10 protein-coding genes and 1 pseudogene are annotated in these 13,158 nt (G+C 63.1%); 6 read left to right on the top strand and 5 right to left on the bottom strand.

Going from position 1 to position 13,158, the window contains the following annotated elements; all coding sequences use genetic code 11:
- Window positions 1-522: 522 nt before the first annotated feature.
- From ACH2EI_RS19615 to ACH2EI_RS19595, 5 genes and pseudogenes are all read left to right on the top strand, one after another.
- The gene (locus ACH2EI_RS19615) at window positions 523-1,371 is read left to right on the top strand and encodes a hypothetical protein (RefSeq protein WP_395161257.1); all 849 of its coding nucleotides are present in this window, start codon (window positions 523-525) and stop codon (window positions 1,369-1,371) included.
- Window positions 1,372-1,782: 411 nt separating this feature from the next.
- Window positions 1,783-5,250, top strand: a complete 3,468-nt coding sequence (locus ACH2EI_RS19610; protein WP_395161255.1) for an indolepyruvate ferredoxin oxidoreductase family protein — start codon at window positions 1,783-1,785, stop codon at window positions 5,248-5,250.
- Between the two features lie 52 nt (window positions 5,251-5,302).
- A pseudogene (locus ACH2EI_RS19605) lies at window positions 5,303-5,674 on the top strand (YhjD/YihY/BrkB family envelope integrity protein); the annotation flags it as partial.
- Window positions 5,675-5,712: 38 nt separating this feature from the next.
- A complete protein-coding gene (locus ACH2EI_RS19600) occupies window positions 5,713-5,970 on the top strand; it encodes a YhjD/YihY/BrkB family envelope integrity protein (RefSeq protein WP_395152691.1) in 258 nt (85 codons plus the stop codon).
- A gap of 51 nt (window positions 5,971-6,021) precedes the next feature.
- The gene (locus ACH2EI_RS19595) at window positions 6,022-7,122 is read left to right on the top strand and encodes a calcium/sodium antiporter (RefSeq protein WP_395152692.1); all 1,101 of its coding nucleotides are present in this window, start codon (window positions 6,022-6,024) and stop codon (window positions 7,120-7,122) included.
- Here ACH2EI_RS19595 and ppgK read toward each other — a convergent pair.
- Both ppgK and ACH2EI_RS19585 read right to left on the bottom strand, forming a co-directional pair.
- Window positions 7,109-7,855: a polyphosphate--glucose phosphotransferase gene (gene ppgK / locus ACH2EI_RS19590; protein ID WP_395152693.1), complete on the bottom strand. Its 747-nt coding sequence runs from the start codon at window positions 7,853-7,855 to the stop codon at window positions 7,109-7,111. The genes ACH2EI_RS19595 and ppgK overlap by 14 nt on opposite strands.
- Window positions 7,856-7,954: 99 nt before the next feature.
- Window positions 7,955-9,187, bottom strand: coding sequence for an acyl-CoA dehydrogenase family protein (locus ACH2EI_RS19585; RefSeq protein WP_395152694.1), 1,233 nt, complete (start codon window positions 9,185-9,187; stop codon window positions 7,955-7,957).
- 84 nt (window positions 9,188-9,271) lie between these two features.
- Here ACH2EI_RS19585 and ACH2EI_RS19580 point away from each other — a divergent pair, with 84 nt between their 5' ends.
- A complete protein-coding gene (locus ACH2EI_RS19580; protein WP_395161253.1) occupies window positions 9,272-11,083 on the top strand; it encodes a vanadium-dependent haloperoxidase in 1,812 nt (603 codons plus the stop codon).
- Between the two features lie 137 nt (window positions 11,084-11,220).
- On the opposite strand, the gene ACH2EI_RS19575 is transcribed toward ACH2EI_RS19580, so the two are convergent.
- The 3 genes from ACH2EI_RS19575 to ACH2EI_RS19565 form a co-directional block, all read right to left on the bottom strand.
- The gene (locus tag ACH2EI_RS19575; RefSeq protein ID WP_395152696.1) at window positions 11,221-12,450 is read right to left on the bottom strand and encodes an FAD-binding domain-containing protein; all 1,230 of its coding nucleotides are present in this window, start codon (window positions 12,448-12,450) and stop codon (window positions 11,221-11,223) included.
- 124 nt (window positions 12,451-12,574) lie between these two features.
- A complete protein-coding gene (locus tag ACH2EI_RS19570) occupies window positions 12,575-12,958 on the bottom strand; it encodes a DUF3253 domain-containing protein (protein ID WP_395152697.1) in 384 nt (127 codons plus the stop codon).
- On the bottom strand, window positions 12,909-13,158 hold a 250-nt coding region (locus ACH2EI_RS19565; protein ID WP_395161251.1), incomplete at its 5' end, for a hypothetical protein. The genes ACH2EI_RS19565 and ACH2EI_RS19570, both read right to left, overlap by 50 nt.

Here is a 13,158-nt window from a genome sequence, read left to right as displayed (position 1 = left end):
CTGGGCCCACTGGCACAACAACCAGCGCCTCCACGGTCACTGCGGCGACGTCCCTCTGGCCGAGTTCGAGGCCGCCTACACTGCCCAACCAGCCGACCAACTTTTGGTTGGGAACCTATAAACCGAGCCTCCGGAAAACCCAGGGCGATTCAACGTACGCCGAAGCCAAGGCATGGTTCGACACGTATTACCCGTACTACGGCGATGTCGCGAGACTGGACGCAGACGGCGATCTTGAACCTTGCGAATCGCTTCCTGGTGGCCCGTAGTCAGACTTAACCAGTCATCGCGGCAGCCGTCCATCGCCTCCACATCGGCACCGAGTCGCTCAGCCCTCAGATATGGGTACGAGACACCCGAGCCATTGCGAGCTACGTTGAGTGAGTGCACAGTCGATTCGCCAGGAAATTCGCATTGTCCGTAGCGATAGGAGTCGCGTGCAGCGCCGGGCTCGTCCTGGCCGAAACGACGGTCAACCCAAGCTCAGCGAGCGCTCTAATTGCAGCTCGTGGGGTATTGCGTGTGAATGTTGCTGAAGCGGTTGGTGGCAAAACGGTGTTTGGTCAGCTCGCTGTTGCCGGGGTCACCGGCGGCGGGTTCGTGACCGCGTACGGCTGTGATGACGGCATCCCGAAAGACAGTCAAGGCAACATCAATAAGGCCGACCTCAACTACGACGGCGCAGTCACCCCAGTCACGTCGAACCGGCTGATTGTCAAAGCTGACAACGACGGCGACATCTGCTTCTACACCCTGGGCCCAGCAGAGATAATCGTCGACATAAGCGGCGTCACCGACACCGGAGTCACCGCAATTGCCAACCAACGCACCGACACACGCGAGAGTTATCCTAATGGGATTTCTGCTGGCAACTATTTGCGTGTGAATGTTGCTGAAGCGGTTGGAGGCAAAACCGTGTTCGGTCAACTCGCTGTTGCCGGGGTCACCGACGGCGGGTTCGTGACCGCTTACGGCTGCGCCGACGGCATCCCGCGCGACAGCAAAGGCAACATCAATAAAGCCGACCTCAACTACGACGGCGCCGTCACCCCGGTCACGTCGAACCGGTTGATTGTCAAAGCCGACAACAACGGCGACATCTGCTTCTACACGTCTGCTGCCGCTGAGATGATCGTCGACATCAACGGCGTCACCGACACCGGAGTCACCGCCATCGCAAACCAACGCACCGACACACGCGACGCGCCGGTCCCGTCTAATCCTGGCGACTCAAAGAACTGCAGCGACTTCTCGACGTACGCTGATGCCGAGGCATGGTTCGACACGTATTACCCGTACTACCGAGATGTGGCGAAACTGGACGTAGACGGCGATCTTCAACCTTGCGAATCGCTTCCTGGCGCTCCGTAAACGGAATTAGCCAGACATCGCTGCAGCTGGCTGCCACCTCAAAACAAAGGCCCAGCCTGACCCCTATCTGTCAGGCTGAGGTGAGACACCGGTCGTGCCGGTGCTCACTGTCCATCATCGATGTGCGAAATCTGGCGTGTCAGCGGGTGCGAAATGACAATCGCTGTCAGCACTGAAACTTTTGGGCTGTCAGCGAGTGAAACTTCACACAGCGCCCCCAACGAACCCTCGAGCCCCCAGCTGTACTCACCGCCGGACTCCGCAGTTCCAGTTCGTCACGGCTCAGATTCGGTGCGATGTGTCAACAGCTGGCCGGGGACTCCCAACACCCGGTCAAACAGCGCGCGTTCTCAACCGCCTTGTCGAGACGCGATACAACGGTGGTGGCAGCTGCGATCGAGGAGTACACAAATGGCCAAGACGGAACCAACAGGCAATCGGATGACCGACTATGCGCTGGCCGACAAGTTTCGGTCCGAGTCGGGCACAGTGTTCTTGTCCGGGGTGCAGGCAGTTGCACGTATCGCAGTCGATCAACTCCGTATCGACCGCCGGCTCGGCCTGACCACCGCCGCGTTTGCGTCTGGCTACCAGGGCTCCCCGGTCGGCACCTACACCGAAGAGCTGCAGCGAGCGTCAGCCACGGTGCCCGGCCTGCCCATCGTCATTCAGCCCGGCGTCAACGAAGAGCTCGCCGCCACAGCGGTGATGGGCAGCCAACTCGCCATGACGCTCGACGACGCCAAGTACGACGGCGTCGTCGGCATTTGGTACGGCAAGGGCCCCGGGTTTGACCGGAGCAGCGATGCGATTCGTCATGCCGTGTTCGCCGGCACCTCCCAACACGGCGGCGTCGTTGCGGTCGTCGGTGATGACCCTGCCGCCAAGTCGTCGACCGTCCCATCATCGAGTGATGCAACAGCTGTCGACCTGCACATGCCGCTGCTGTTCCCGGGCGACGTGCAAGAGGCACTCGACCTCAGCCGCCACGCCGTTGCGCTCTCGCGAGCCTGCGGACTCTGGTCGGCCTTCAAGTTGGTCACCGCAGTCGCCGACGGCACCGGCACCATCGACGTCGACCTCGATCGAGTGCAACCCAAATCTCCGGTGATCGAGGTGGATGGCCATCCGTTCATCCCGCATCCGAACGGCCGCTTACTCACTCCGTACACCCTCGACATGGAGATCGAGTTCCAGCAACTGCGCACGCCGATGGCCCGCCAGTACGGCGTCGACAATCACCTCAATCGAGTGAGCGTCCGAAGCGGCGACGATTGGCTCGGGATCGCAGCCTGTGGGCACACCTTCCACGAGATGCGCGAAGCGCTGTCTGTTCTCGGGTTCCGCAGCGACGACGATCTTCGCGCCGCCGGCATCCGGCTCTTCCAGCTCCTGATGCCGGTCCCGCTCGACCCCGGCCAGGTTCGGGAGTTCGCCGATGGCCTCGATGAAGTCATCGTCGTCGAGGAAAAGAACCCCACCCTCGAGGGATTGATCAAAAGCGCGCTCTACGACGGCGCCCACATCACCGGCAAGGTTGGGCCACGCATCGTCGGCCGCCACGACGAGCACGGCAACGTCCTCGTCAACGGCTTCGGCACGCTCGACGTCGACAAGCTGCTGGCTCCGCTCCACGCACGACTCAGTGCGCGAATCGGTCACCGCATGCGGCCACTCGAAGAGATCGTTCCACCCCAGCGCGAACTCATCCCACTGACGGTCAACCGCACCCCGTTCTACTGCTCCGGCTGCCCGCACAATGCGAGCACTCGCGCCGAGCCGGGAACCCTCGTCGGCGGCGGCATCGGATGCCACTCAATGGTCGCCTTCATGGAGCCCGAACGCGTCGGCGACATCGTCGGCCTGACACAGATGGGTGGCGAAGGCGCTCAGTGGATCGGCATTGCACCCTTCATTGAACGCGACCACTTAATCCAGAACATCGGTGACGGCACCTTCTTCCACTCCGGTTCCCTGGCCGTTCGCGCGGCGGTCGCAGCCAACGTCGACATCACCTACAAGTTGCTCTACAACGGCACGGTGGCAATGACGGGCGGACAGGACCCGCAGGGGCAGATGTCGGTGCCCGACGTCGCCCACCTCCTGCGGATCGAAGGCGTCAAGCGGATCATCGTGACCAGCGATGATCCCGATCGGCATGCCCGCGCCGACTTTCCAGCAGGTGTCGACCTCTGGGATCGCAGCCGACTGACCGAGGCCCAGCAGGAACTCGCCAAGATCAAAGGCGTCACCGTCCTCATCCACGACCAGGCATGTGCCGCCGAACAACGCCGTGGCCGTTCGCGCGGCACCGTGGCGACACCGAGTTTCCGAGTCGTCATCAACGAACGCGTCTGCGAGGGCTGCGGCGACTGCGGCGACGTCAGTAACTGCCTGTCAGTGCAACCCGTCGACACACCGTTCGGACGCAAAACGCGTATCCATCAGGGGAGCTGCAACTTCGATTTCTCATGCATGAAGGGCGACTGCCCGTCATTCGCCACAGTCGAACTGCTCGAGTCGACCGACGAACCTCGGCCACTTCCGGCGCCGCCCACCGGCATTGCCGACCCGGCCGCTCCAATCGTCAACCCCGATGCGTTCACGGTCCGACTCACCGGTATTGGTGGCACGGGAGTGATCACGGTCAGCCAGATTGTTGGAACGGCAGCAATGCTCGCCAACCGTACCGTGCGCGGCCTCGACCAGACCGGCCTCTCGCAAAAGGCCGGCCCGGTGGTCAGCGACGTGATCATCACGACCGATGCCGCACCGGCGTCGAACCATGGTAACGCATCAGGCATCGACACGATCCTCGGGTTCGACTTCCTGGTTGCAGCGCAGCCAGCGAACCTCAATGGTGCTCGGGTCGACCGCACCGTCATGGTTGCTTCAACCGACGCCGTTCCGACCGGTTCCATGGTCACCCAACCTGGCCTCCTCCTGCCGAGTGCCAACGAACTGGTCGAACGGGTCGGCTCGGTCACTCGCGCCGACGACAACCGGTTCCTCGACGCAGCGGCGCTCGCTGCAGGTCTGCTTGGATCAACGACGACAGCCAACCTCCTCGTGCTCGGCGCTGCGGTGCAGTGCGGTGCGTTGCCGCTCCCAGTCGAAGCAGTCGAGCGAGCCATCGAACTCAACGGCGTCGCCGTGGCCAAGAACCTCGATGCGTTCCGCTGGGGCCGAGCGTGGATCGACAACCGACAGCAGGTTGAACGTGCAGCAGACCTCCCCGTCCACGTCGCACCTGAGACCACCGCACAGTTGTTCGACCGGCTCGCCAACGACCTTGTTGGCTATCAGTCCGAGGAGTACGCCGCGCGATTCCGCTCGGTCATTGCCACGGTGCAGCACGCCGAACAACAACTCGATCACGAAGACCAATTCACCCGAGCTGTGGTAATCCATCTCCACAAGCTGATGGCATACAAGGACGAGTACGAGGTCGCCCGCTTACTCCTCGACGACGAGGCGACCGCTGGATATCAGGCGGTCGGAGGCACCGACACCAAGGTCACCTATCACCTCCACCCGCCGATGCTGCGGTCGCTCGGCCTCCACCGAAAGCTCGAACTACGGCGCAGCGCTCCACCGGCACTCGTCGTGCTCCGTGCCGGAAAGCGCGTTCGCGGCACTCTTGCTGACCCCTTCCGATGGGCGGCTGTGCGCAAGCTCGAACGGGCCATGATTCCCGAATACATCGAGGCCGTCGAACAACTCTGCCACCGCTTGTCGGCCGAGACCATCGACGAAGCCGTCGCGATTGCGTCGCTGCCCGACCAAGTCCGTGGCTACGAAAGCCTCAAGGTGACGCGCGCTACGGCCTATCGCGGCGAATTGGCTGACCGGATGCGTGCATGGAGCGCCGCTCGCTGACGACTCCTCCGGTTCGACCTCTGAATCGGAACCACACCTCTACGCTGCAAACATGGCTGCACCAACACGACGGCGTCGTCTTTGGGAGATCGTTGCGGGCCTGTGGCGGGAACTCCACGACGACGGCCTGTTCGACACAGCGGCCGGTGTCGCCTTCTGGCTCCTGCTCAGCATCCCTGCCGCGCTACTCGCCACGCTGTCATCGGTGTCGCTACTCGGCGAGAACCTGACCGGCGATCTCCAAGCGTCAATCAATGAATTCATCGACCGCACGTTCACCACCGAGTCGTCGACCATCCGCGATGCCGTCGACGGCCTGTTCGATCAGAACCGGCCCGGCGTCTTGAGCGTGTCGGTCGCCGTGGCGATCTTCACCTTGTCACGTGGCTTCGCCGGATTGATCAGAGCCCTCGACGTCGCCTACGACATCGAACGCCCTGGCGATTCGACCTGCCTGGTGCGGTGTTCACCGCAGTCGGCTGGCTGGTCGTCTCAGTCGGGTTCGGGTTCTACATCCGCATCGCCGTCTCGGGCAACGAGATCGTCGGCGCCGCTGGTACCGCGCTACTTGCACTCACCTGGCTCTGGATTGTGTGTCTCGTCTTGCTGATCGGCGCTGAGTTGAATGAGATCTTAGCCTCCCGCGCTGGCGTCGTTTCGGCACCGCGCGAACTGGGAGTCGACGTCCGCAGTCGGATCGCAGCCCGTCGCCGTCGCTAAATCAGCCGCCAGCGCGGACACTGCCTCAATGAGCCATATCCTGTGGCCGCTATGACTCCGCTGTCCATCGTTTTTCTCGTCGGTGGCCTCATCGCCCTGGTGCTCGGCGCCGAGGCCCTCGTCCGCGGCGCGACACGAATCGCTGCTCGCACCGGCTTGTCGAGTGTTGTCATCGGCTTGACCGTCGTCGCGTTCGGCACCTCCGCCCCCGAACTCGCCGTGAGCGTCGGTGACGTGGTCCGCGGCGGCGACGAGGCCGGCGGCATCGCCCTCGGCAACGTCGTTGGCTCCAACATCGCCAACATCCTCCTCGCCCTCGGCATCTCGGCTGCCGTGGGCGGCTCGCTGATCGTGGCCCGACGGATCATTCGTATCGACGTTCCGATCATGATCGGTGTGTCAGTCCTGGTTTTACTGATGTCGCTCGACGGAGAGATCGACCGACTCGAGGGGTTCGTTCTCATCGCGTTGCTGTTGGTCTACGTCACCTGGACCGTGGTTTCAGCCAGACGGAGCAACGACGACATTCCACTCGATCTCAACGACGAACTTTCGGACGAGGCACTTACCGCAGCCCCGGTAAGGAACGACCTGGGATTCATCGCTGCGGGCCTCGCATTACTGATCGGCGGGTCGCAGGCGCTGGTGTCGGCAGCAACCGGCATCGCCACCGAACTCGGCGTCAGCGACCTTGTGATCGGCTTGACCGTCGTCGCTGTCGGCACCTCGCTTCCCGAAGTTGCCACATCGGTCCTCGCTGCACTCCGCGGCGAACGCGATCTGGCCGTGGGCAATGCGATCGGTTCAAACCTGTTCAACCTGCTGGCGGTGCTCGGTGTCTCAGCTGCGGTCTCGCCGAACGTCATTCCGGTTGCCCAGGGCGCAATCCAAGTCGACATCCCCGTCATGATTGCCGTGGCGGTTGCCTGCCTGCCAATCTTTGCCAACGGCCATGTGCTTGCCCGCTGGGAAGGCGCACTCTTCTTCCTGTTCTACATCTGTTACATCGCTTGGCTGATCCTCGATGCGGCCGACCACAGCGTGCGCACCGATTACGGCAACGTGATGCTCTACTTCGTCATCCCGATCACAGCACTCACTCTGACCGTGATCGGCGTGCGCTCGCAGCGCAAGGAACTCAGCGCTCGCTGATCGCAAGGGCGGCGCCGACAATGCCGCTGTTGTTCGCCATCTGTGCCGGAACGATCTCCGTAGCGATGTCAATCTCGGGGAGCCACTTGTGCGACTTCTTGCTGGCACCACCGCCCACGATGAAGAGATCTGGCGAGAACAACGCCTCGACATGGAGCAGATAGCGCTCGACACGCTTGGCCCAGTCGGACCAGCTGAGGTCTTCGCGGTCACGGGCCTTCGCAGCCGCTCGGCTCTCGGCGTCGACGCCGTCGAGTTCGAGGTGACCAAGCTCGGTGTTTGGCACCAAGACTCCGTCGATGAACAGGCCTGAGCCGATTCCGGTACCGAAGGTCAGCATCATCACGACGCCCTTGCGACCAGCGCCGGCGCCGAAGCGCATTTCGGCGATTCCAGCTGCATCAGCGTCGTTGAGCATGTGCACGTCGAGCCCGCTCGATTCGCTGAACAACGCGTCAGCGTCGACGTCGATCCAGCTCTTGTCAATGTTCGCGGCAGAGCCCACGACACCATGACGCACAACGGCCGGGAAGGCGACGCCGATCGGTCCGGCCCATTGGTGGTGTGCAACAAGCTCGTTGAGCACCACTGCCATGGCCTCAGGAGTTGCCGGTTGCGGCGTGTCGATACGGAATCGATCCGACACCAGTTCTCCGGTGGAGATGTTGACGGTCGCCGCCTTCATTCCGCTTCCACCGATGTCAATACCGAACCCGAGTTGCTGCTCTGTCACGCAAGTGAACGGTAGCGCTGAACTTCGAAGCTGCTCAGCATTGTGCGCCGCGTTGCCCCGTCCGGCTGGCACGTTGCTTCGCTCCACATCGGGGACTGGTCAGCCAGCGGATGGTCGACGGGCCTCTGACCACGTCATACCCTGCTCAGCGTTGATCTCACGCGGCAACCCGAGGACGTGCTCGGCAACAATGTTCCGTTGGACTGCAAAGGTGCCACCACCCAGGGTCAGTGCCGGATGGAACAGGTAGCCAAAGTGCCAGATCGGGTCAACATCGTCGAAGCCGTTGAGCCCACCCAAGTTGTTCTCGGTCGGCCCCGATTGCATCGATGACGGGATTTTACCCACCGGCCCTGAGCCAGCGAGCATGCCGTTCGTTCCGCTGAGTGCCTTGGCCAGCGCCATGACCTTTTGGCCGTGTTCGTCAGCCATGATCTTCAAGATCGATGCCTCCGGGCCCGGAGTCTTGCCGTTCAATGTTGCCGAAAGGCTGCGCAACCGGTTGAGGCGAAGGAGTTCGGCGTCGATGTGCAGCTTTGCAGCCTCATCGCGGAGCGTCGGGTCGCTCAGACCGCCAGAATCGCGCACCTGATCGAGCAGCTGTTCAGCAGACGGACCGACCCCCCAGAGCGAACCAGACGACGACAGCGACACACGCTCGTTGGACAGAGTGACCTTGGCCAACCGCCACCCGTCTCCTTCTTCGCCGACACGCAGCGAGACCGGCAGCCGCATGTCGTCGAAGAACACCTGGTTGAACGAGTGCGCCGTGGTCATGTCGACGATGGGGCTCATCGAGAGGCCCGGCGTGTCCATCGGGCAGATGAAGTACGAGATGCCCTTGTGCTTCGGCTGATCTGGGTCGGTGCGAGCAATGAGGATGCCGAACTTGCTGTGATGTGCGCCGGACGACCAGATCTTGGACCCGTTGACGATGTACTCGTCGCCGTCGCGTACGGCGGTGGTGGCGAGGTTCGCCAGGTCACTCCCGGCCTCGGTCTCAGAAAACAGCTGGCTCCAGAACTCTTCACCGCTGAAGATTTTCGGCAAGTAGCGGTCCTGCTGTTCCTGGCTACCGGCGAGCAGGATGGTCGGTGCCGCCCAGCCGATGCCGATTGCATTAGCCGGTCGCCGGATACCGGCCGCGTCGAGTTCGTGATCGATGACGATCTGTTCGATCGGGCTCGCCTCGAGGCCGTACGGCTTGGGCCAGTGGGGCACGACATACCCAGCTTCGGCGAGCTCTTTGCCCGTCGGATTCGGATTATCGGCGATCCACGCTCGAACGGCGACACGCGCAGGGTGGTCGTCAGCGGGAAGATCGAAATCCATCAGTGCAGTCTGGTCGATGTGGCTTGTCGAGCCGAAGGCGAAGGTGCCGCCGGAGGACCGATCACAGCGGGCAGAATGCGACGTGTGAATCGACGAATCTCGGGTGCCGCACTTGCAGGCACGTTGCTGGTGGCAGCGTGCGGGGGAACCAATGAGGGCGACTCCCTTCGGGCCGAGGGCGGAATGTGCGCCATCCCAGCCGATGCTCCATCGGTCGCCCGGGTGTGGATTGACGAGGCGCTCGACGCGATCCGGCTCGACTTTCCGGCACCCACCGTGCACGCTCGCAACCTTTTCCATCTGTCGGCAGCCATGTGGGACGTCTGGGCGAACTACAGCGACGGTTCGGAGACGACCCTCTTCGTCGATGCACCACACAGCGCTCACGATGTCGATGCGGCACGCACCGATGCCATCGCGTTCGCAGCACACCGCCTCCTCGCGCACCGCTACAACGTCAGCCTCGGGCAGACGGAGACAATGCAAGCACTCGATGCGCAGCTCAACGAGCTCTGCGGGGTCGACGCCGACTTTGTCCCCGACCCCGACAGTGCCGCCAGCTTCGGTTTGAGCATCGCTGACCAGATCATCGCGGACACCTTCGACGACGGTTCCCTCGAACGCACGCAGTACCAAGACGTCAACTACGAGCCGGTCAACGAACCCCTCGCGGTTGCCGAATCCGGCACGACCCTCGCGGATCCCGACCGTTGGCAGCCGCTCATCTTGGAAGAGGCGCTCTCTCAGAACGGGCTGCCGATACCTGCCGGCGAGCAGACCTTCATCGGCTCGAACTGGGGCGATGTCACCCCCTTCGCGATCACCCCTGCAGCCGAGGGCCCACCGATCGATCCCGGCCCGCCGCCGTTCTTCGCCGACCCGGCGACCGCTGACGAGTATCGCGCTTCGGCGCTGGCCGTCGTCCGGGCGAGCGGTGAGCTGCAGACCGGGCTGGCCACCGCCGACATCGGGCCGGCCGGACATGGCAACAACTCGCTCGGGACCGACGACGGCAACGGCTACGACATCAACCCGATCACCGGCGAGCGCTACGCCCCGAACCTCGCCGACGTCGCCGATTGGGCCCGGGTCATCGCCGAGTACTGGGCCGACGGTCCCACCTCGGAGACACCGCCCGGGCACTGGAATACGATCTCAAACGGCGTGTCTGACGCTCTGTTTACCGACAAAGACCAGGTCGAATTCGACGGAGCGGCAGTTGGCCGACTCGAGTGGGACGTCAAGCTCGCCGTCTCGGTCAACGGCGCGCTCCACGATGCAGCAATCGCCGCCTGGGGCGCCAAGGCCTACTACGACTCTGTCCGACCAATCTCGATGATCCGCTTCCTCGGAGAGAACGGCGAGCTTCCCCTGGTTCCCGGCCTCTCGGAGATCATCACCAACGAGTCAAGCGCACCCGGCGAACGTCACGCTGCGCTCGCTGACCACCTTGGCGAGATCGCGATCAACGCGTGGACCGGCCCACCGTCGATCCCCGAGATCTACACCTCTGGCGTCGATTGGATTCTCGCTGTCGACTGGGTGCCGTATCAACGCCCGACCTTCGTCACCCCCGCCTTCGCCGCGTACGTCTCGGGCCACAGCACGTTCAGCCGAGCAGCCGCTGAAGTCCTGGCCGCCGTCACCGGGTCGGAGTACTTCCCCGGCGGCCTGGCAACTCGAACTGTGTTCGCAGGCGACCTGCTGCACGAGAAAGGCCCGTCAGCTGACGTCGAACTGCAGTGGGCAACGTACTTCGACGCATCCGACGAAGCTGGCCGCTCGCGTATCTACGGCGGTATCCACATCACGGCCGACGACTACGCCGGCCGAATCATCGGCAGCGAAGTCGGACAGGCAGCCGTGGCCAAGTCACGCACACTCTTCGTTTCCTGACGCACTCGCGACCCGCGGATGACATAGCGGCCAGAAACTTGCACACCTCTCAGTGCTGTAAACCAGATCCCGCGGTCTCACACAGCAGACACCAACGTCACACTTTGGTCTGACCAGAACGTGACACGGCAAAGCACTTAACGGATGACTTTGACGGACTTACGCCAGGCACTGAAGCTGCTGATCGAGCCGTTGCTCGGCCTGGCCAACCATGGCCAGGGGTGCGTCTCCGCAGGCACAACGGCTTCGGCCCGCCGCCGGAAACCCGGAACCGGAGCAAATGTGACGGCGACTGCTCGGCTGGCCAGCACTTCGACCGGGTCACCGAGGTGCAGTTCAAGCTGATGCGTCTCGGCGAGTTCAGCGAGCGTCTCGGTGAGATAGACCAGCCGCTTCGAGCTGAGCTGTAATCCGCTGAGCAGTGCTTCGTCGAAGACGAAGACGACGGGCAATTCGGAGTGGGCCCTCAGCGCCGGGTCTGCGCGACCGAGTGATTCAGCAGTCAGCCACACCGTGTCGGCGGGGCGTGTCTCGACAACGTGCTTCGGCCCACTGGTACGGATGCCGTGCGGGTCACGGCTCAACTCGACAGGCTGCGTCATCGGGTTGAGCGGTGGGTTCGCCGGCCAGTCGCTGATTGGACACCACTGCTCGACCTCGCACATGTTGCAGAGCACCTTCGCCCGCTTCTCGACTTGGTAGCGGCTGAAACCGTAGTGCTGCGACGAACCCGTGCCGGTCGCCCACTGCCACCCGAGACGATTAGCTGCGCGGGAGCCATCCAGCAGATGCTGGAAGAAGTAGTCCTCGCCGTCTTGCCACGCCATCCCATTGCGCACCGACCAGTGGCTCGCCAGCCACATCCGCGTCTGATTGACGAGCCAACCGTCGGTGGTCAGCTCACCGACGGTGTTGTTCATGCACGCCATGCGCCGGTCCCATCCGGCGGCGACATCGGACGGCGTCGTCGCAGGCAGCGCGTTGCGCACGCCGCGACGCGTCTTGGCGCCGAGGCGCGAGTACCAGTGGCGGGCGAACTCCTGCCAGAGCAGCTCATCACGGAACTTTTTCACGTCACGTTCGGGCCCACCGGCAACGTGCTGCCACACCTGCGGGAGCGTGAGTAGCCCATGCCTGATATACGGCGACAGCGCCGACGCGCCGCGTCGAGTAACCGGCAACACCTCGCTGCGGTTCCGGGCGTAGCCACTCACATCGAATGCCACGAGCGCTGCGTCGGCGGCGCGTTGACCACCGCGAAACTCGACCGAGCCGGCAACATCGTCACAAACAAGGTGCCCGAGGTGCGCCGCCACGAATGCCTCCGCGGCGACACGACCGATGTCGGGCGTGGGGAGCAAACTCATTTCGCCGGTCTACCCGTTCTGACAGGCGATATTCGAACGATCTTCCGTGTTTCTTTGTTGACCACCATCCACGTCCAGGGCGGCCGTTCTCGTGATGTGTTTGCGCAACCAGTGCGAAAATTTCTCACGGAATGCGACGGATTCGGATCGGGCCCTTGGCGGTCGACGGATCAACGACACGACCCTGCTGGATGATCTCGACGTGGCCTGACGCGACCAACCTTCGTGCTGCCATCCTTGTCGGCTCCATCAGATTGTTCCACGCTGCTTCCGACTCGGTTCCGCCGACAGCCTTGGCCGCCTCGGAAGGGCAAATCGTCTGGCCGTTCCCTCGCTCTTTGAGGAGCTCCTGGATAGCTGCCTCCAGCTCCTGATCGACCGGCTTGATTTTACGCTTTCGACATGGGTCAGAGCAATACCGAACCTCGTTCCAGTTCCGCTCCCACTTTTTGCGCCACTCAATGGTCCGCCCACAAGAAACACAAGTCTTCGGTTCCGGTTCCACCACTCCGACAGTAGAAGCCCGTCCAGGAACCCGCCCACCCGACCTCGTAATTCACCGCCAAGTACTCGATGAGCCGGCCAGCCGGCAGATATCGGGCGCGCGGGTCGCGCGGAGCCCACCCCGTCCCCCGAGCGTCAGCGAGTTCGGGCGTCAGCCCGAAGACTTGGAAGTCAGCGGCGCAGCCGATGAAGGCGGCGCAGCCG

Origin of the sequence: Ilumatobacter sp. (genome assembly GCF_041688325.1) — a bacterium.
Taxonomy (GTDB): domain Bacteria; phylum Actinomycetota; class Acidimicrobiia; order Acidimicrobiales; family Ilumatobacteraceae; genus Ilumatobacter_A.
The sequence above is the reverse complement of the archived record's forward strand: the minus strand, read 5'-3'. Positions and strand labels throughout refer to the sequence as shown.

What these genes read in the sequence shown, in the direction of transcription:
- ACH2EI_RS19575 (WP_395152696.1), bottom strand. Translation starts at nt 12,450, where the DNA reads ATGAGTTTGCTCCCCACGCCCGACATCGGTCGTGTCGCCGCGGAGGCA.
- ACH2EI_RS19610 (WP_395161255.1), top strand. Translation starts at nt 1,783, where the DNA reads ATGGCCAAGACGGAACCAACAGGCAATCGGATGACCGACTATGCGCTG.
- ACH2EI_RS19585 (WP_395152694.1), bottom strand. Translation starts at nt 9,187, where the DNA reads ATGGATTTCGATCTTCCCGCTGACGACCACCCTGCGCGTGTCGCCGTT.
- ACH2EI_RS19595 (WP_395152692.1), top strand. Translation starts at nt 6,022, where the DNA reads ATGACTCCGCTGTCCATCGTTTTTCTCGTCGGTGGCCTCATCGCCCTG.